18 protein-coding genes are annotated in these 19,971 nt (G+C 54.0%); 5 read left to right on the top strand and 13 right to left on the bottom strand.

Translation table 11 applies throughout. The features are described from left to right. Positions 1-13 precede the first annotated feature (13 nt). The 3 genes from ubiE to udp form a co-directional block, all read right to left on the bottom strand. Positions 14-769, bottom strand: coding sequence for a bifunctional demethylmenaquinone methyltransferase/2-methoxy-6-polyprenyl-1,4-benzoquinol methylase UbiE (gene ubiE, locus AC534G_RS24825; protein ID WP_003017897.1), 756 nt, complete (start codon positions 767-769; stop codon positions 14-16). A 94-nt stretch (positions 770-863) separates the two neighbouring features. Next, positions 864-2,294: a DNA recombination protein RmuC gene (rmuC, locus tag AC534G_RS24830; protein WP_087856731.1), complete on the bottom strand. Its 1,431-nt coding sequence runs from the start codon at positions 2,292-2,294 to the stop codon at positions 864-866. A 140-nt stretch (positions 2,295-2,434) separates the two neighbouring features. Then, positions 2,435-3,196, bottom strand: a complete 762-nt coding sequence (gene udp / locus AC534G_RS24835; protein WP_006686084.1) for a uridine phosphorylase — start codon at positions 3,194-3,196, stop codon at positions 2,435-2,437. Between the two features lie 265 nt (positions 3,197-3,461). Between udp and AC534G_RS24840 the strand changes: the two genes are divergently transcribed. Continuing rightward, positions 3,462-4,268 carry a dienelactone hydrolase family protein gene (locus AC534G_RS24840; protein ID WP_110496355.1) on the top strand — a complete coding sequence of 269 codons (807 nt, stop codon included), beginning with the start codon at positions 3,462-3,464 and terminating at the stop codon, positions 4,266-4,268. A gap of 54 nt (positions 4,269-4,322) precedes the next feature. Here AC534G_RS24840 and metE read toward each other — a convergent pair whose 3' ends face one another. After that, the gene (gene metE, locus AC534G_RS24845; protein WP_110496357.1) at positions 4,323-6,584 is read right to left on the bottom strand and encodes a 5-methyltetrahydropteroyltriglutamate--homocysteine S-methyltransferase; all 2,262 of its coding nucleotides are present in this window, start codon (positions 6,582-6,584) and stop codon (positions 4,323-4,325) included. A gap of 235 nt (positions 6,585-6,819) precedes the next feature. On the opposite strand from metE, the gene metR reads away from it, so the two are divergent. After that, positions 6,820-7,773, top strand: a complete 954-nt coding sequence (gene metR / locus AC534G_RS24850; RefSeq protein ID WP_038634477.1) for an HTH-type transcriptional regulator MetR — start codon at positions 6,820-6,822, stop codon at positions 7,771-7,773. Here metR and AC534G_RS24855 read toward each other — a convergent pair. The 3 genes from AC534G_RS24855 to pldB all read right to left on the bottom strand — a co-directional run bounded on the left by AC534G_RS24855 (position 7,661) and on the right by pldB (position 10,473). Further along, positions 7,661-8,560 carry a carboxylate/amino acid/amine transporter gene (locus AC534G_RS24855; protein WP_110496359.1) on the bottom strand — a complete coding sequence of 300 codons (900 nt, stop codon included), beginning with the start codon at positions 8,558-8,560 and terminating at the stop codon, positions 7,661-7,663. The genes metR and AC534G_RS24855 overlap by 113 nt on opposite strands. An 80-nt stretch (positions 8,561-8,640) precedes the next feature. Further along, positions 8,641-9,441, bottom strand: coding sequence for a sugar/pyridoxal phosphate phosphatase YigL (gene yigL, locus AC534G_RS24860; protein WP_038634479.1), 801 nt, complete (start codon positions 9,439-9,441; stop codon positions 8,641-8,643). Between the two features lie 15 nt (positions 9,442-9,456). Next, complete coding sequence (gene pldB / locus AC534G_RS24865; protein WP_038634482.1) at positions 9,457-10,473, bottom strand: lysophospholipase L2; 1,017 nt, start codon at positions 10,471-10,473, stop codon at positions 9,457-9,459. A gap of 110 nt (positions 10,474-10,583) precedes the next feature. Between pldB and rhtB the strand changes: the two genes are divergently transcribed. Next, entirely contained in the window at positions 10,584-11,204 is a 621-nt protein-coding gene (gene rhtB, locus AC534G_RS24870) for a homoserine/homoserine lactone efflux protein (protein ID WP_061381045.1), read from the top strand. A gap of 45 nt (positions 11,205-11,249) precedes the next feature. On the opposite strand, the gene rhtC is transcribed toward rhtB, so the two are convergent. From rhtC to pldA, 3 genes are all read right to left on the bottom strand, one after another. After that, the gene (rhtC, locus tag AC534G_RS24875; RefSeq protein ID WP_038634488.1) at positions 11,250-11,870 is read right to left on the bottom strand and encodes a threonine export protein RhtC; all 621 of its coding nucleotides are present in this window, start codon (positions 11,868-11,870) and stop codon (positions 11,250-11,252) included. Between the two features lie 63 nt (positions 11,871-11,933). Beyond that, the gene (gene recQ / locus AC534G_RS24880; protein WP_038634489.1) at positions 11,934-13,763 is read right to left on the bottom strand and encodes an ATP-dependent DNA helicase RecQ; all 1,830 of its coding nucleotides are present in this window, start codon (positions 13,761-13,763) and stop codon (positions 11,934-11,936) included. An 88-nt stretch (positions 13,764-13,851) separates the two neighbouring features. Next, entirely contained in the window at positions 13,852-14,721 is an 870-nt protein-coding gene (pldA, locus tag AC534G_RS24885; RefSeq protein ID WP_038634493.1) for a phospholipase A, read from the bottom strand. Positions 14,722-14,886: 165 nt separating this feature from the next. Between pldA and yigI the strand changes: the two genes are divergently transcribed. Further along, a complete protein-coding gene (gene yigI, locus AC534G_RS24890) occupies positions 14,887-15,354 on the top strand; it encodes an acyl-CoA thioesterase YigI (protein WP_003017917.1) in 468 nt (155 codons plus the stop codon). A gap of 51 nt (positions 15,355-15,405) precedes the next feature. Further along, positions 15,406-16,302, top strand: coding sequence for an EamA family transporter RarD (gene rarD, locus AC534G_RS24895; RefSeq protein ID WP_038634496.1), 897 nt, complete (start codon positions 15,406-15,408; stop codon positions 16,300-16,302). Between the two features lie 69 nt (positions 16,303-16,371). On the opposite strand, the gene corA is transcribed toward rarD, so the two are convergent. From corA to uvrD, 3 genes are all read right to left on the bottom strand, one after another. Then, positions 16,372-17,322 carry a magnesium/cobalt transporter CorA gene (gene corA / locus AC534G_RS24900; RefSeq protein ID WP_038634499.1) on the bottom strand — a complete coding sequence of 317 codons (951 nt, stop codon included), beginning with the start codon at positions 17,320-17,322 and terminating at the stop codon, positions 16,372-16,374. A 154-nt stretch (positions 17,323-17,476) separates the two neighbouring features. After that, positions 17,477-17,533 carry a YsgD/CorL family protein gene (ysgD, locus tag AC534G_RS24905; RefSeq protein ID WP_212723238.1) on the bottom strand — a complete coding sequence of 19 codons (57 nt, stop codon included), beginning with the start codon at positions 17,531-17,533 and terminating at the stop codon, positions 17,477-17,479. Positions 17,534-17,780: 247 nt separating this feature from the next. Then, entirely contained in the window at positions 17,781-19,943 is a 2,163-nt protein-coding gene (uvrD, locus tag AC534G_RS24910; RefSeq protein WP_038634502.1) for a DNA helicase II, read from the bottom strand. Positions 19,944-19,971 lie beyond the last annotated feature (28 nt).

Here is a 19,971-nt window from a genome sequence, read left to right on the forward strand (position 1 = left end):
CCCCAATCTCCTGTCAGAACTTGTAACCACGATGCAGCGCAACGACACCAGCCGTCAGGTTGTAGTAATCAACGCTTTCGAACCCGGCATCTTGCATCATTGCTTTTAGCGTGTCCTGATCGGGATGCATGCGAATAGACTCCGCCAAATAGCGGTAACTGTCCGCATCGCTTGCGACCATGGAACCGATGCGCGGCAGAACATGGAAAGAATAAGCATCGTAGGCCTTGCTCAGCGGTTCGATAATCGGCTTGGAGAACTCCAGCACCAGTAAACGTCCGCCCGGCTTCAACACGCGATACATGGATCGTAAAGCTTTGTCTTTATCCGTTACGTTGCGCAGACCGAAAGAAATAGTAATGCAGTCAAACGTGTTATCAGGGAAAGGCAGTGCTTCCGCGTTCGCCTGAACGTACTCAACGTTACCCACTACGCCGATATTACGCAGCTTTTCGCGACCCATTTTGAGCATTGAGTCATTGATATCCGCCAGTACGACTTTACCGGTTTCACCCACCATGCGAGAGAATTTCGCCGTCAGGTCGCCCGTACCGCCCGCCAAATCCAGAACGGTTTGACCGCGACGCACGCCACTGCAATCAATGGTGAAGCGCTTCCACAAACGATGAATGCCAAATGACATTAAGTCATTCATAACGTCATATTTCGAGGCCACAGAATGAAAAACGTGGGCCACCATGTCAGCTTTCTGCTCTTTAGCGACGGTCTGAAAGCCAAAGTGCGTCGTTTCTTGTGAATTATCCACCATCTCAGTGCCTGCTCATTCAAAAAATGTTCAAGAAGTGTAACAGATTGGGCCAATTTGCCCTACCCTTCTACCCCGTTCAACTACCCCAAACGGACTAGTTTGATTGCTGATTTACCGCTTCGTCATCAGGGTAAGGCGCATCCTGTTGCGTCTCAGGGACCGAGCGCAAGCGGTACTCTTCATCCTGCGTAGTGGCTTGTTCAGCCAGCTCAGGATTTATCTCGCGCTTAATTTCCACACCTAAACTGCGAAACGCCTCTGCCTGTGACAGGACGTTTCCACGGCCTGAAGAGAGTTTTTTCATCGCTTGTCGGTAGTTGTCCTGGGCTTTATCCAGACTTTGGCCAATCGCCGACATATCATCCACAAACAAGCGCATCTTGTCATAAAGTTTACTGGCCCGATCGGCAATTTGTTGCGCATTACGGCTCTGATGCTCGTAGCGCCACAGGTTGGCGATCGTGCGCAATGCCACTAACAACGTGGTGGGGCTGACCAGCATAATGTTATTTTTAAGCGCCTCGGTTATCAGTTCAGGTTGCCTGTCCAGCGCCAGCAAAAAAGCAGGCTCGACGGGAATAAACATCAGCACGTAGTCAAGCGAACGCAGCCCGGGAAGCTGTTGATAATCTTTTCGGCCCAGCAGACGAATATGGTTTCGCACTGAGGCGATGTGCTCCTGCAACGCGCTCTCGCGGGTATATTCATCTTCCGCGTTAAAATAGCGCTCATAGGCAACCAACGTCATTTTTGCGTCGATCACCACATCTTTCCCCTGGGGTAGCCGGACAATGACATCGGGCTGCATACGCGAACGGGCATCGTTTTCAATGCTAACCTGAGTTTCGTATTCATAACCTTCACGCAGACCGGAGGCTTCAAGCACCCGCGTGAGTACCACCTCCCCCCAGTTGCCCTGCGTTTTGTTATCGCCTTTTAACGCCCGCGTCAGGTTTACCGCTTCCTGCGCCATCTGCGCGTTCAGTTGCTGAAGATTACGAATTTCATGCGCCAGAGTATGACGTTCCTGCGCCTCTTTGCCGAAGCTATCCTGAACCTGACGACGAAAACCGTCCAGCTGTTCACGAAGCGGCGCCAGCAGGCTGTTCAGGCTTTGGCGGTTTTGCTCATCGACGCGGCGGTTGCTGTGCTCAAAAATGCGGTTCGCCAGGTTTTCAAACTGTTCACTCAGGCGCTGTTCGCTGTTGATCATCTGGCGGATTTTATCTTCCGCATGCTGCTGCGTCGCTTCCAGCCGGGTAGTGACTTCACGGAGATCGGCTTCCAGAGAGGTGTTGATGCTGTGCAGGCTGCGTAATTCGTTATTGAGTAGCTCGCACTCGTCGCGCCAGTGGGCTTCCTGTGCGAGTTGTTGCCGGGCAGCGCTTAACGCAATATCCAGTTCACGTCGCTCTTCGATGAGGTCGGCACGGATCTGATCGGCCCGCGCTTTTGTCGCCAGCCACCCCACCAGCAGCCCTGCGGCTAACGCCAACACAGCACTCATCATAATTGAAATATCCACAACGCCCCCTTACAGCAACGGCTTACCCGCACAAAATAGAATTGTGCTGTATAAACGTCCAGTTTAAAAGGAATTTCCTGCGAGGCACTACGCAAAATAAAAAGGCCGAACACGTCGGCCTTTTTGAACAGAAGTGAGAATTACAGTAAACGGCGGGCAGCTTCCACCACGATTTTCACCGCGTGGCTTTCCGTTTGTTTCATCGTTTCCGCATTGGGGATCTCTTGCTGAGTACGGTTCACGATAACACCAGCAACCATACCGGCACGCAGGCCCTGGCTGGCACACATGGTCAGCAACGTTGCGGATTCCATTTCGTAGTTCATGACCCCCATGGACTGCCACTCTTCCATCGAGCCTTTGAAACGACTCACTACGCGACCAGAGAAGGTGTCATAACGCTCCTGGCCCGGGTAGAAGGTGTCAGATGACGCGGTGACGCCCACGTGGGTAGTCGCACCGATAGATTTCGCCGCTTCCACCAGCGCAGTGGTGCACTCGAAGTCGGCAACGGCCGGGAATTCCATTGGCGCGAAGTGCAGGCTTGCACCATCCAGACGGACAGACGCAGTGGTGACCAGCACGTCGCCAACATTGATGTGCGGCTGAATTGCGCCAGTCGTACCGATACGCAGGAAGGTACGAATGCCCAGTTGCGCCAGTTCTTCTACGGCAATAGAGGTGGACGGGCCGCCGATACCGGTAGAGCAAACGATCACGGCTTTACCATCCAGCTCAGCACGCCAGGTCGTGAACTCGCGATGGGATGCCAGCTTAACCGGCTTATCCATCAGCGCGGCGATCTTTTCCACACGCTCCGGGTCGCCAGGGACGATAGCGAGCTGGGCCCCTTGTAAATCGTTCTTAGTGAGGCCGAGATGAAAAACATCAGACTTAGACATAAAAACTCCTCTGTGAATCGGTTTTGTCAGAAGAAGCAAAAACACACTTTACCGAAGGCATAAACAAATTTTCGTGACAGACATCACCATGATGTAAATCAATTGCATTCGATTACCATGAAATAGTGATACGCATCACATAAATGACGTGATGTAAGGACGCCTTGCACAAAAGATAGACCGTTTAAGGCAATGTGGTTCGTTGCATATGTCTATAGTTAATAATGCGCTTTTTGGCTGAATATTTAAGGGTACGGAGAATACCATGACCACACGACAATCTGGCTTTGCACCTGCTGTATCTCCACCGACGTCTACTACGGTTCACACACCGGATAACGCAATTATCGCCGGTGTAACGTCCATACCTTCACAAGGCGATGATATGCCAGCGTATCACGCACGACCAAAACAGACCGATGGCCCCCTGCCCGTGGTCATTGTCGTGCAGGAGATTTTTGGCATTCATGAACACATTCGTGACGTTTGCCGCCGTCTGGCCCTGGAAGGGTATCTGGCTATCGCGCCAGAGCTCTATTTCCGCGAAGGCGATCCCAATGACTTTGCCGATATCCCCACGCTGCTCAGCGGCCTTGTCGCCAAAGTGCCTGACGCTCAGGTACTAGCCGATCTGGACCACGTCGCCAGTTGGGCCTCCCGCAACGGCGGTGACGCGCATCGATTAATGATCACAGGTTTTTGCTGGGGTGGACGCATCACCTGGCTGTATGCAGCGCACAATCCGCAGTTAAAAGCAGCGGTAGCGTGGTATGGCAAACTGGTAGGCGATAAGACCCTCAACTCGCCGAAACATCCCGTTGATATCGCCACCGATCTTAACGCTCCTGTTCTGGGGCTTTATGGTGGTCAGGACACCAGTATTCCTCAGGTTACCGTCGAAACGATGCGTCAGGCGCTACGCGCCGCTAATGCAAAAGCGGAAATTGTGGTTTATCCCGATGCCGGGCATGCATTTAATGCCGATTACCGCCCGAGCTACCACGAAGAGTCCGCCAAAGATGGCTGGCAGAGAATGATGGAGTGGTTCGCGCAATACGGCGAGAAGAAATAAGTATCGCCAGGTAAACCGATCATCAAAACGGAGGCGTTAGCCTCCGTTTTGTTTTTAAGCCTGACGCAAGTTCTGCGCGGCCTTCACCATATTCGCCAGTGCGGCACGGGTTTCCGGCCAGCCTCGGGTTTTCAGGCCGCAGTCCGGGTTCACCCACAGCCGCTCCGCCGGAATACGCTGCTCCGCCTTCTTCAGCAGGGCCTCAATCCACTCCACGCTCGGGACGTTCGGCGAGTGAATATCGTAGACACCCGGCCCAATTTCATTCGGATAGTCGAACTCTTCAAACGATTCCAGCAACTCCATGTCGGAGCGTGAGGTCTCAATGGTGATCACATCCGCGTCCAGCGCCGCAATGGAATCCATGATGTCGTTGAACTCGCAGTAACACATGTGGGTGTGGATCTGAGTTTCATCCTTCGCCACCGCCGCGTTAATGCGGAAGGCTTCTACCCCCCACGCCAGATACGCGGCCCAGTCGCTGCGACGTAGCGGCAGACCTTCGCGCAGCGCCGGTTCATCAATCTGAATAATACCGATACCCGCCGCTTCCAGATCCGCCACTTCATCACGCAGCGCCAGCGCAATCTGCTTGGCGATGGTTTCACGCGTCACGTCTTCACGCGGGAATGACCAGCAAAGAATGGTCACCGGACCGGTCAACATACCTTTTACCGGCTTGTCGGTCAGCGACTGCGCGTACTTCGCCCACTCCACGGTGATCGCTTCCGGGCGGCTGACGTCGCCAATTACCACCGGCGGCTTCACGCAGCGAGAACCATAGCTCTGCACCCAACCGTTCTGGGTAAAGACAAAACCATCCAGATGCTCGCCAAAGTATTCCACCATGTCATTACGCTCGGCTTCACCGTGCACCAGCACATCGAGGCCCAGACGTTCCTGTTCAACGATCGCCTGTTTTATATGTTCGGCGATACCGGTGCGGTAGTGACCAGCATCCAGGTTGCCCTTTTTGAAATCCAGCCGCAGACCGCGAATTTCGGTGGTTTGCGGGAATGAACCGATCGTAGTGGTCGGCCATGCCGGTAGATTAAAGCGGGCACGCTGCGCCTCGGCGCGAACCGGGTAAGCGTTGGCGCGCTGGCTGTCTTGCGCGGTGATCGCCGCCAGACGTTTTTCCACTGCGGCGTTGTGTACGCGGGTAGAGTGACGACGCGCCTGGATCGGTGCGCTCCATTCCACAATTGCCGCCGTATCGCCGCTGTTCAGGGCATCGCGCAGCAGCGCCAGCTCGCCGCACTTTTGCAGCGCGAAGGCAAACCAGCTCTTCACTTCGGCATCAAGGCGGGTTTCCACACTGAGATCGATTGGGCTGTGCAGCAGAGAGCAGGAAGAAGCCACCCACAGAGCACGTTTCCCGACGATGTCTTTAATTTGCGCATATTTTTCGCTGAGATCGGCGCGCCAGACGTTACGACCGTTTACCAAACCGGCTGACAGCAGCCAGTCGGCAGGCAGGCGTTGGTGCAGCCCGGCAACGTCATCTTTGCCATGAACGAAATCAACGTGCAGACCCTGCACCGGCAGCGCGGTAATGGTATCCAGGTTCGGCGTTACGCCTTCAAAATAAGTGGTCAGCAGTAATTTTACCTGCCCTGCCAGCGCGTCATACGCGGGTTTGAAGGCGTTCAGCCAAACCTGCGGCAGCTCCAGTACCAGCGCGGGTTCATCAATCTGTACCCACTCAATACCGCGTTTCGCCAGCTCGGCCAGCACCTGCTGGTAAACCGGCAGAATGTCGTTGAGCAGGGTCAGGCGATCAAACTGTTCGCCCTTCACTTTCCCCAGCCACAGGTAAGTTACCGGCCCAAGCAGTACAGGCTTCACCTTGTGGCCGAGCGCCAGCGCTTCGTCCACTTCATCCAGCAGTTGGGTCCAGGTCAGTTTGAACTGCTGACCTTTGGTGAACTCCGGCACCATGTAGTGATAGTTGGTGTTAAACCATTTGGTCATTTCTGCCGCCGCCGCTGGCTCGCCCGTCGGGGCGCGACCACGACCAATGCGGAATAAGGTATCGATATCAACCGAGCCGTCTTTATTTTGATGACGCGCTGGAACGTTACCGAGCAGCAGGCTGGTGGTTAGCACGTGATCGTACCAGGCAAAATCGCCCACCGGCAGCAGGTCAATGCCCGCCTGCTTCTGCTGATCCCAGTGGCGGGCGCGTAGCTCGCGGCCAACGGCCAGCAATTCCTCACGGGAAGAATTTCCCGCCCAGTAGCTTTCTTGCGCTTTTTTCAGCTCGCGACGCAGGCCAACGCGAGGGAAACCGAGGGTGTGATTCAATATTGTCATTTTTCTTCCTCTAATTATATGTAAATCCTATGGATTTTGAATTTAGGGAAGGCGGCAAGTTTGCTCATCCCCAGGAGCTTACTGAAGTAAGTGACTGGGGTGAGGAAACGAAGCCAACGCACCATAAATTTAAAAGACGAAGGATTTTAGCCATCCAGATGTTTACACATCCATAATTGGCGGTTACTGTATATTCCTCAAGCGCAATTTGTTCATGCCGAAGTGAAGGACTTTCATGATCGAGATTAAACACCTGAAAACGCTCCAGGCGTTGCGGAATAGTGGTTCGCTGGCAGCCGCAGCGGCGACGTTGCATCAGACCCAATCCGCCCTTTCTCACCAGTTCAGCGATCTGGAGCAACGCCTCGGCTTTCGTCTTTTTATCCGTAAAAGTCAGCCTCTGCGCTTTACGCCGCAGGGCGAAATTTTGCTGCAGTTGGCAAACCAGGTGTTGCCGCAAATCGGTCGCGCGCTGCAGGCCTGCAACGAACCGCAGCAAACCCGGCTACGCATCGCGATTGAATGCCACAGCTGTATCCAATGGCTGACGCCCGCGCTGGAGAATTTTCGTGCCAACTGGCCGCAGGTGGAAATGGACTTTAAATCCGGCGTGACGTTCGATCCGCAACCTGCGCTACAGCAGGATGAATTGGATCTGGTGTTGACCTCCGACATTCTGCCGCGCAGCGGATTGCACTACTCGCCGATGTTTGATTTTGAAGTACGCCTGGTCCTGGCGCCGGACCATCCGCTGGCCAGCAAAACGCAAATCACCCCGGAGGATTTAGCCAGCGAGACGCTGCTTATTTATCCGGTACAACGGAGTCGGCTGGATGTCTGGCGGCATTTCCTGCAGCCTGCGGGCGTTAGCCCGTCGCTGAAGAGCGTGGATAACACCCTGCTGCTGATTCAGATGGTTGCAGCCAAAATGGGTATCGCGGCTTTACCACACTGGGTGGTGGAGAGTTTTGAGCGCCAGGGTCTGGTGGTAACCAAAACCCTGGGTGATGGATTGTGGAGCCGACTGTACGCCGCCGTGCGCGATGGCGAGCAACGGCAGCCGGTCACGGAAGCGTTTATTCGCTCAGCGCGGAATCACGCCTGCGATCACCTACCGTTTGTGCGGAGTGCGGAACGACCCACTTTCGATGTACCCACAGTGAGGCCACTATCACAGCCGCACCAATGATGAAGCTCGGCCAGTGAGGCTGTTGATGCCAGATAGCCAGGTTAACCAGCAGCCCGGCCGGCACATGCATATTGTTCATGATGCCCAGCGTACCCGCATCCACCTGCGTCGCGCCATAGTTCCACATAAAGTAACCGATGCCGGAGGCCGCCACGCCAAGAAACACCAGGATGCCCCACTGTAGCGTAGTTGCAGGCATTTTCTGCGCGTTACCCAGCATGAACCAGGCCACTATCGCCACCATAAATGCCCCCATGTAAAACCAGGCGAAGGCGTTGTGCTGCGGCATTGGCCGTGTTTCCATCAGACGCTTGTAGCCCACCATGCCAATGGCAAAGCTGATATTGGATAGCTGTACCAGCAGCAGGCCGGTCCAGAAGTGGCTGGTCACCTGGTCGTAACGAATGATCCCCGCACCGATCACCGCCAGCAACGCACTGAAGGCGTAACTCCAGCGCAGACGACGTCCGCTCATGAGATCATAAATCAGCGTAATGTAGAGCGGCGTCAGTACGGTAAAGAGCAGCAGTTCTGAAACCGTCAGGTACAGATAGGCGTGAAAACTCAGCATATACATAATGCCAAGCTGCATGGCCCCTACCAGCATATACAGCGCGATCGTTTTTACGCTGTGCCCACGGGTGCGTAAAAATGGCAGGAACACCAGCGCCGCCAGCCCAACACGCACCAGCACCGCAAAATAGCTATCGACATGACCGGCAAGGTACTCGCCAAACAGGCTAAAGGAAAAGGCCCACAGAATTGTGGTAATGATGAGTAACGCCACAATGGATGTCTCTTAACAAAAGGTACACCCATTGTAGCGAAGTTTTTAGTTGACAACTGGTCAACTAACAAACGATGACGTTACTGCAAAAAGAGTTTACGCAGATAGTGCGGCACGGCATCATCGGCGTTGAGTCCAATCACGTCCAGTTCCGGATGAAGATCTTTCAGGCGTTGGTGCGCGTTGCCCATGATGCAGCCTTTACCAGCCATGGAGAGCATTTCCGCATCGTTCATGCCATCGCCGAAAGCGATGCAGTCCTGCAGGCTGTAGCCCATCGCTTTCGCCACCGCTTCCAGCGCATGACCTTTCGACACGCCGCCAGCCATAACTTCCAGACAGGTAAGCGTAGAGAAGCTGACGTTGACGCGATCGCCCCAGCGGGCGTTAATCGCCTGCTCCAGCGGCAGCAGTCTTTCATGAGAATCGGTGGTAAAAAACACTTTGCTGACGCCTTCAGGCTCCAGTAGCGCAGGTTCAAACAGAGAATAGTTAAATACCGCTTCTTTAAAGAAGCGCATTTCGTCCGGGCGATGTCGATTCATAAACCATTCATCATCACGATAAACGTTGGTTACGATGTCCGGATTTGCATTTACCACGCCGAACAGGTCGCTGGCAATGTCGCGATCCAGGTTATGGGTAAACACCAGATTCCCGGCAGAATCGTGCACGCGCGCGCCGTTGGATGTGATCATGTAGGTTTTAATGCCAAGGTTATCGCGAATTTGCCCCACATCAACATGATGACGGCCAGTCGCAAACACGAAGTTAACGCCACGTGCGGTCAATAATTTCAGTGTCTCTTTGGCATAAGGGGACAACGTATGGTCGGGGGAAAGCAGCGTACCGTCTAAATCAGACGCAACAACCTGATACATAAGAAAATTAAACCTCTAGGCAAAGCGGTTTCCGCTGGATGAGTTATGCTTGTCGAAAAATTCGACAATAGCGTTAAGCGCGACTGAGCGCATTGCGTCCTTTTCAAAAAGGATCTCATGGTACGCGCCTTTGATGACAAGCGGCTGACCTCCCTCTACAGGATGGCCCGCTGCAGCGCGGAGTTCACAAAAGCGATCGTGCATACGGTTATCAACCAAACGCTCTTCTTCGGCCTGGATAAGCAATGTTGGCGTCGCGTCATCTCCCGCCCCGGCCAGGACCTGTTCACCCGCCAGAATACCTTCACGTACCCAGTGGTAAGTGGGACCGCCCACGCGCAGCCGAGGTTCATCGGCATAGAAACGCAGATTGCGCCGATAGCGCTGTCGACTGTGGGTTACCGCATTCATCCCGAATGGCAGCGCCCGCCAGCGCCCGGTCCCCATGGCATAACCCTCGCGGATCCGTGGATGCCCTTCAGCCCAGTCCAGAATTTGACGCACCATCCAGTCGGGAAAGCGCATCACAATACCAAACATCGGCGCGCAAAGCGCAATGGCATCACACTGATTCGGGTGACGCTGCAGAAACAACGTGGCAATCGCCCCGCCCATAGAATGCGCCAGTATATAGCGTTTTCTCCACGGACCGGGTGACACTTCCTGCTGCCAGAAAGCGGTTAAATCGTCGACATAGTCATTAAAGTTATCCACATGACCGCGATGCGGATCCGAAAGCATACGGCCGGAACGCCCCTGGCCACGGTGATCGATAATGAGAACGTCAAAACCAGAATGAAACAGGTCGTACGCCAGTTCAGCGTATTTTACATAGCTTTCAATGCGTCCAGGACAGACGACGATGACGCGATCGTTTTTCTCTGCGTGAAAGCGCACAAAATGTACGGGGACATTATCTACGCCCGTAAACTCCGCTTCTTCCCGCTGACGCCAGAAATCTGTCAGTGGTCCCATGGAAAAAGCAGCAAACGCGTTTTCTCTTGTTTCCCAGTCTTTTTGCTGCTGAAACATCGGGTATCCAGCCTCGTTGACCAAGTAAAATCGTTTTTTTTGCCATGTCTGATACAACGTACCGACAGTAGCGTATTGTGGCATAAAAATAGACAATCCGGGAGTTTCTCATGACCTTTGAATGGTGGTTCGCCTACCTGCTGACCTCTATTATTTTGAGCCTGTCTCCAGGCTCTGGCGCAATCAACACCATGACCACCGCCATCAGCCACGGTTATCGCGGTGCCAGCGCATCGATTGCGGGTCTACAGACCGGACTGGGCATTCATATCGTTTTGGTTGGCGTAGGGCTGGGAACGCTATTTTCACGTTCAGCGATCGCGTTTGAAGTGCTGAAGTGGGCGGGCGCGGCTTACCTGATTTGGCTAGGAATTCAGCAATGGCGGGCGGCGGGCGCTATCGATCTGAACACCATGGCGAATACGCAATCGCGCAGCCGCCTGTTCAAACGCGCGGTCTTTGTTAATCTGACCAACCCCAAAAGCATTGTTTTTCTTGCCGCCCTGTTCCCGCAGTTTATCCTGCCGCAGGAACCGCAGTTGATGCAGTATGTGGTGCTTGGCATCACGACCATTGTGGTCGATATTATTGTGATGATCGGTTACGCGACGCTGGCTACGCGCATTGCTGGCTGGATTAAGGGGCCAAAGCAAATGAAAGCGCTGAACAAAGTGTTTGGTTCACTGTTTATGCTGATAGGCGCCCTGCTTGCGTCGGCAAGGCATGCCTGATAACGGTGCCGGATGGCGTTAGCGCTTATCCGGCATGAAGGAAGCTTAGCGCGAAATGATCAGATGGATACCGAAACCCGCGAACAGCGCGCCGGCAAAGCCATCGATCCACTTCGCCAGACGTTGATAGCCGCGACGCATTTTCGGTAATGCAAACAGGCTGGCAACCACGGTAAACCACGCCAGCGTTTCCACGATGATCAGCGCGAAAATGCCCCAACGCGCGCCCGTTCCTACACTATCGCCAACAAACAATGAGAACACGGAGCCAAAATAGATAATCGCTTTCGGGTTGGCGAGGTTGGTCAACAGGCCTTTTAAAAAGCTGCGTCCGCTCTGCGCCAGTTCAACCTGTGGGGCAGGGGCCGCTACGTCCTGTTTTTTAAACGCGCCGCGCAGCATCTGGTAACCCATCCAGCACAGATACAGGCCGCCGCCCACCATGATAATGGTGTGCAGCCAGGCCATTTTTTCGATAATCAGATGCAGGCCAAGCAGCGCCACGCCAGCCCAGACCATGACGCCACAGGTAATACCCAGCACGCCCATCATGGCTTCTTTGCGCGAACGGCTAACGGCCGTTTGAGAAACAAAGAAGAAATCGGGACCGGGACTCATCAGCGCAACGATATGCACCAACGCAACGGTAAAAAATAGCGTTAACATAAAAATGACTCGCGGGGAAATAGTTCAGTGAGTCACCATCCTGGCACTTTTTTGCCTGGCTGACTACTCTTCGTCGTCACCATCGACGTGGGCGCGAATAAGTGCCATAAACTCTTTGCCAAAACGTTCAAGTTTACGCATTCCCACGCCGTTGACGCTCAGCATTTCGCTCGGCGAAACCGGCATCTGCTCGGCCATTTCAATCAACGTGGCGTCGTTGAACACCACATACGGCGGGATATTCTCTTCATCGGCAATGGCTTTACGCAGCTTACGCAATTTGGCAAACAGTTTGCGATCGTAATTGCCGCCGAAGGATTTCTGCATAGCGCGCGGTTTCAGCGCCACGATTCGCGGTACCGCAAGCTGCAACGGGACTTCGCCGCGCAGAACCGGACGCGCGGCATCGGTCATCTGCAGTGCGGAATGCTGCGCGATATTTTGCGTCACCAGCCCAAGATGGATAAGCTGGCGAATTACGCTCACCCAGTGTTCATGGCTTTTATCGCGCCCCATGCCATAAACCTTGAGTTTATCGTGGCCCAACTCGCGGATACGCTGATTATTCGCTCCGCGCAGAACCTCCACCACATATCCCATACCAAAGCGCTGATTGACCCGGCCAATCGTGGAAAGCGCAATCTGCGCATCGTTTAAGCCGTCGTACTGTTTTGGCGGATCGAGACAGATATCGCAGTTACCACACGGCTCCTGACGCCCCTCGCCAAAATAATTCAGCAGAACCAGACGACGACAGGTTTGCGCCTCGGCAAACGCCCCCATCGCATTGAGCTTATGGCGTTCGATATCCAGCAGTTGTCCGGCAGGTTTCTCTTCGAGGCAACGGCGGAGCCACGCCATATCAGCCGGATCGTAAAACAGCATCGCTTCCGCCGGCAGGCCATCACGCCCGGCACGACCGGTTTCCTGATAATAGGACTCAATGTTGCGCGGGATATCAAAATGCACCACGAAGCGCACGTTAGGTTTGTTGATCCCCATGCCGAACGCTACGGTCGCCACCACAATTTGCAGGTCATCGCGCTGGAATTTTTCCTGCACCTCGGCGCGCACGCTGTTTTCCAGCCCGGCATGATAAGCCCCGGCGCTGATGCCGCGGCTTTGCAGGCGCGCAGCGGTGTCTTCGACTTTGGCGCGGCTGTTACAGTAAATAATGCCGGATTTACCGCGTTGTTCTTGCACGTAGCGCATCAGTTGATCGAGCGGCTTAAACTTCTCCATCAGCATGTAGCGAATATTCGGCCGATCAAAGCTGCTGATCTGAATTAACGGATCGTTGAGGCCCAGCAGGCGCACGATATCCAGCCGGGTGGTTTCATCCGCGGTCGCGGTTAACGCCACAAACGGCAGCGTTGGGAAACGCTGACGCAGTTGGCCCAGCGCGGCGTATTCAGGGCGGAAGTCATGCCCCCACTGCGAAATACAGTGCGCTTCATCCACCGCCAGCAGCACCGGATTCCAGTGCCCAAGATGCTCAAGGAAGTTATCCAGCATCAGGCGCTCAGGGGCAATATACAGCAAGCGAACCTGCCCGCTGCGGCAGCCGGCCATCACCTCAAGCTGCTGTTCACGACTTTGGGTGGAGTTCAGGCACGCCGCCGCCACGCCGTTGGCCAGCAGTTGATCGACCTGGTCTTTCATCAGGGAAATCAGCGGCGAAACAACAACGGTGAGTCCGTTGAGTAATAATGCGGGAATTTGATAGCACAGGGATTTGCCGCCACCGGTGGGCATAACGACCAGACAGTCGCGACCAGAGAGCACGGTGTCGATGATTTCTTCCTGGCCTGGGCGAAACTGTTGGTAGCCAAAGGTTTCCTGTAAAACCTGTTTAGCGCCCATTTCCAGATTCAACACTTCCGCCTGCGCCACATTAACCCCATTAACCTGAAATAAAAACAGGCGCTATTTTCAGCGCCTGAGAAAGAAACTGCAATGATTAAAATACTCTCAATATCTGTCAGAAGATATCGTTAAGCATTACACCCACGCCAACACGGGTCTGATTGAAGTTGTAGTCAATCAGCGATTCTCCGTAACCACTGTAGACCTGGGTGTAGAGACGAACATGCTTCGTAATAGGATAGCTTGCCCCTAACTCTGCGCCGCCGTAGCCGGTGTTCCAGTTGTACTGACCTTTCACGCTGATAACGGCGTCGCCCAGGTGATACCCCATTTTCAGCTGATAATAGCCCATGTATTTGGTGATGTCGGGGTTATCATCGGTACTGCCAATGACGTACCACGGCTTTACTTCCACCAGCCAGTTGCCGTTTTCTGCCATCAGGCGGGTATACAGGCGGTTCCAGCTACGTGAAGTGGGGTCGGAGCGCCCGTTGGAATCATGGTTATAACCCATTTCGACATCACGTAGCGTCCACCCGGCAAAGCGATAGTCGGTGGCGAAACCAAGGAACAACTGCGGCTCGTAGTTGGTTTCGCGAAACGGTGAAGATTCTTCACTGTTCGAAAGCTGCCACCAGGATTTCTGCGTATAGGAACCGCCAAGAACCGAGTTCGGACCCAATATTCCTCGCCAAAGGGGAAACGCCAGGCTTAGCTGAAACTTCACCTCATCTTTGCGCGCATTGTCCGACCAGCTATAGCTGCTGATCGCCTCTTTGTTCATGTCGCTGGTATTGGTGTAGATAAGGTAGTTGGTGTCATAAGGGTAAAGCGTGAAAGGGTTGTCATGCTCTTGCAGCATATTAGCGATGATACTGCCCCGAACTGCTGGTGCATCATGAATCTCTTTTACTGTCGCTTCCTGCGCATACGCGGTCAACGGCAGCATGACTGCTGGTAGTAACCATCCCAGAATCGCCCGCATCGGTAATGTTCTCCTGAACCAAAATATTGATGAATTGTATAATTTTCTGACAAGCATTCTACATACTTAGCTCGTTCCTCGTTAGTTATCCCGTCCTAAAGTAGAAAACAACAAATAATAAGCATAATATCAACATTTCATTAACCAATAAGGTATTAAGATCGTATGTCTGCTGTACTGACCGCTGAAGAAGCCCTGAAGTTAGTGGGTGAAATGTTTGTTTATCATATGCCGTTTAACCGTGCGCTGGGGCTGGAACTGGAACGCTATGAAAAAGAATTTGCGCAATTAGCGTTTAATAATCAACCGATGATGGTCGGTAACTGGGCGCAAAGCATTCTGCACGGCGGAGTGATCGCCTCAGCACTCGACGTCGCCGCCGGACTGGTGTGTGTAGGCAGTACGCTAACCCGTCACGAAACGATCAGTGAGGACGAACTGCGTCAGCGAATGTCACGTATGGGCACCATCGATTTACGGGTTGATTACCTGCGCCCGGGGAGAGGGAATCGCTTTACCGCCACCAGCAGCCTGCTGCGGGCGGGTAATAAAGTAGCCGTTGCGCGTGTTGAACTGCATAACGAAGAACAGCTCTATATCGCCAGCGCAACCGCCACTTATATGGTGGGGTAAGCGCTTAAAAAAAGGTAAACTGCTGTTACATTTCTGCAATGAGTTTTCCCGATGGATGCTAAACAAACGCGGCAGGGCGTGTTACTCGCTCTGGCTGCCTATTTTATTTGGGGTATCGCTCCCGCCTACTTCAAGCTGATTTACTATGTCCCGGCGGATGAGATCCTGACGCACCGCGTCATCTGGTCATTTTTCTTTATGGTGGTGCTGATGAGCATCAGCCGCCAGTGGTCGGGTGTTAAAACGCTGCTACAAACGCCAAAGAAGATCTTCCTGCTGGCGCTCTCTGCGGTGCTCATCGGCGGAAACTGGCTGCTGTTCATTTGGGCGGTCAATAATCACCATATGCTGGAAGCCAGTCTCGGCTATTTTATTAACCCGCTAGTGAATATCGTGCTGGGAATGCTTTTCCTCGGCGAGCGCTTTCGTCGCATGCAGTGGTTGGCGGTACTGTTAGCCGCCTGCGGCGTACTGGTACAGCTGTGGACCTTCGGCTCATTGCCGATAATCGCGCTGGGACTGGCGTTCAGCTTTGCTTTTTATGGTCTGGTGCGTAAGAAGATTGCCGTTGAAGCGCAAACCGGCATGTTGATTGAAACCCTGTGGCTCTTACCCGTTGCCGCTATCTACCTGTTTGGCATTGCGGATAGCCCAACCAGCCATATGGGGCAAAACCCGATGTCACTCAATCTGCTACTGATTGCCGCCGGTATCGTGACCACCATTCCGCTGCTGTGCTTTACCGGCGCAGCGACACGTCTGCGTCTTTCCACACTGGGTTTCTTCCAGTATATCGGACCCACGTTGATGTTCCTGCTGGCGATCACCTTTTACGGTGAAGTGCCGGGAGCGGATAAAATGGTGACGTTCGCCTTTATCTGGGTGGCGCTGGCGATTTTCGTGATGGATGCGATTTATACGCAACGCAGAACGCGTATGGGGATGTGAAGGCTTTTTGCCTGATGGCGCTACGCTTATCAGGCCTACGGGATCTGTAGGCCTGATAAGACACCGCCATTAAAGCCAGTTCTTACGTTTAAAGTACAGATACGGCGCCAGACCTGCGAGCATCATAAAGACAATCGCGCCAGGATAACCGAAGCTCCAGTGCAGTTCCGGCATGAATTCAAAGTTCATGCCGTAGCTGGAAGCCACCAGCGTCGGCGGCAGAAATACCACCGAGACCACCGAGAAGATCTTGATGATGCGGTTCTGCTCAATATTGATAAAGCCCATCGCCGCCTGCATCAGGAAGTTAACCTTCTGGAACAGCGATTCGTTATGCGGCAGCAGAGACTCGATATCGCGCAGGATCTCACGCGCCTGCTCCAGTTGACCACCCGGCAGACGCGCTTTACGCACCAGAAAGTTCAGTGCGCGCTGGGTATCCATCAGACACAGGCGTACCTTCCAGCCGATATCTTCCTGTTCCGCCAGCGTGGAAAGCGCTTCGTCATACTCATCGCCCTGACGCCCTTCCATGATCACACGGCTGAGTTTTTCCAGGTCGCTATAGATGTTTTCAATCTCATCCGCCAACTGTTCAATTTTGGTTTCGAACAGATCGAGTAGCAGCTCGTAGGCGTTACCATCCACCATCGCCTGGTTACGCGCACGCATGCGATACAGACGAAACGCCGGCAGTTCGCGTTCGCGCAGGGTAAACAGGCGGCCTTCGCGAATGGTAAATGCGACGGTTGAGTTACCCGCGTGATCGTCGGCGTCTTCATAGAAAAAGAAGGAGTGAATGTGCAGTCCATCCTCGTCTTCAAAAAAACGTGCGGATGCTTCGATGTCTTCCAGTTCAGGGCGCGTGGCCAGATTCTGGCCCAAGTCCTTTTGCACACGGTTTCGTTCTTCGTCATCCGGCTCGACTAAATCGACCCAAACCGAACTGGCCAGGTGCTCGATCTCGTCTGCCTCAAGGCGAGTTAAACGATTGTTTTCCAGTTGAAATGCGCTCAGCATGACCGGGACTCCCAATGCAAAAAATTATCGGACAGTTCGGAGGGCACACAGAAACAAATTGGGTTTCAGACCATTAAACAGCCTGACTCAGCGCGACGGGAAAAAACAGAAGGTCGCTGACAACCGCGAAGGCTATCAGCAAAAAGGGATAGCCTTAGGAGTTGATCCTGGATGACAGGATAATGAGCCAGTATCTACTGGGTGTGTCCAAGGCGAATGTCCTCTTAGCGTAATCGTGCGCGCATGTTACGCCAGCAAAATTTTGACGTCAACACGCAACGGATGGCGAAAAAGTAATAATTTCCCCTTATACAAAAAGGTTAGCAGAGGGGAATTATTTATCTATGATTTCAGAATATTAACCGGCAGATAGCCGAATGGCGGCTTCGCCTTATCCGGCCTACAAATCAAAATGTTACCCGGTCAGTAGATCTGATAAGCGCAACGACATCAGGCGATCATACCGTTTCCAGTCTGGCGTAAGCCGCCACCAGCCATTTAATGCCCTGCCCCTGGAACGCGACCTGCAAACGACTGTGCTCACCGCTACCTTCGAGGTTGACGATGGTGCCCTCGCCGAACTTCGCGTGGCGTACCCGCTGGCCAAGTTTGTAGCCGGTATCGTTTTCCGCCATTGGCGTGCCCATCCGCTGATGGCTCACCGGACGGCTAACCGTGGCGCGCAGACGCACCTCTTCAACGCACGCTTCCGGCAGTTCGCCGATAAAGCGCGACGGACGATGGTAAACCTCTTTACCGTACAAACGACGCGTTTCGGCGTAGGTGAGCGTCAGTTTCTGCATCGCGCGGGTGACGCCAACATAGGCCAGGCGACGTTCTTCTTCGAGACGGCCGCCTTCATCCAGCGACATCTGGCTCGGGAACATGCCTTCTTCCATACCCACAATAAATACCTGCGGGAACTCCAGCCCTTTCGCCGAGTGCAGGGTCATCAGCTGTACCGCGTCCTGCCAGGTATCCGCTTGCCCTTCGCCTGCTTCCAGCGCGGCGTGGGAGAGGAACGCCTGCAGCGGCATTAAGTCTTCGTCTTCTTCGTTGTAGCTGAACTGGCGCGTTGCCGTCACCAGTTCGTCTAAGTTTTCGATACGCGTCTGACCTTTCTCGCCTTTTTCCTGCTCGTACATCATGCGCAGGCCGGAATCTTTAATCACCCGGTCAGTCTGCACGTGCAGCGGCATATCGGCGGTCTCTTGCGCCAGCGCGTCAATCAGTTCCATAAAGCGCTGTAAGGCGCTGGCGGCTCGACCGGCCAGGGCTTTTTCCTGCAGCAGTTCACGACAGGCCTGCCACAACGTTAGCTGGCGGTCACGGGAAGTCTGGCGCACGACATCTAAAGTACGATCGCCAATCCCGCGCGTTGGCGTATTCACCACACGCTCAAACGCGGCATCGTCATTGCGGTTAGCGATCAGGCGCAGGTAGGAGAGCGCGTCTTTAATTTCCTGACGTTCAAAGAAGCGCATACCGCCATAGATACGATACGGCATGCTGGCCTGTAGTAAGGCTTCTTCCAACACGCGTGACTGGGCGTTGCTACGATACAGAATCGCGCACTGTTCCAGCGCGCCGCCGTTGTCCTGCCAGGTTTTAATGCGATTGACCACGAAGCGCGCTTCATCAAGTTCGTTGAAGGCGCAATACAGCGAGATCGGCTCGCCGTCGACGCCGTCGGTCCACAGTTTTTTACCCAGGCGCCCGTTGTTATTTTCAATCAGGGCGTTAGCTGCGCTAAGAATATTGTTGGTCGAACGGTAGTTCTGCTCCAGACGAATGGTTTCTGCGCCCGGGAAATCATTGAGGAAGCGCTGAATGTTCTCCACCTGCGCGCCGCGCCAGCCGTAGATCGACTGGTCATCATCGCCCACGATCATCACCTTGCCGGTGTCGCCCGCCAGCAGACGGATCCAGGCGTACTGAATGTTGTTGGTATCCTGGAATTCGTCCACCAGGATATTGGTAAAGCGTTCGCGGTAGTGCTGCAGAATGTGCGGCTTGTTGAGCCACAGTTCATGGGCGCGCAGCAGCAGTTCGGCGAAATCCACCAGCCCCGCGCGATCGCAGGCTTCCTGATAAGCCTGATAGACCTTCTGCCAGGTCTGTTCGACCGGGTTGCCGTAGCTTTGCAGATGGTGCGGGCGCAGCCCTTCATCTTTCTGGCTGTTGATAAACCACATTGCCTGACGCGGCGGCCACTGCTTTTCGTCAAGGTTCATCGCTTTGATCAGGCGCTTGAGCAAACGCAGTTGGTCCTCGCTGTCGAGGATCTGGAAATCCTGCGGCAGGTTGGCATCCATATGGTGCGCGCGCAACAGACGGTGCGCCAGGCCGTGAAAGGTCCCCACCCACATTCCGCCCTGGCTGGTTCCCATGATCTGACCAATACGGTGGCGCATTTCCGCCGCCGCTTTGTTGGTAAAGGTCACCGCCATAATGGAGTACGGCGAGTTGTTCTCTACCGTCAGTAACCAGGCGATACGGTGCACCAGTACGCGAGTTTTACCACTCCCCGCGCCTGCCAGAACCAGCATGTTGCTGCGTGGCGCGGCCACCGCTTCACGCTGTTTATCATTAAGGCTGTCGAGCAGGTAAGAAACGTCCATTGGCACCGCCGCGTAAAAGTAGGTAAGG

It is taken from the genome of Citrobacter sp. CRE-46, from assembly GCF_059615875.1.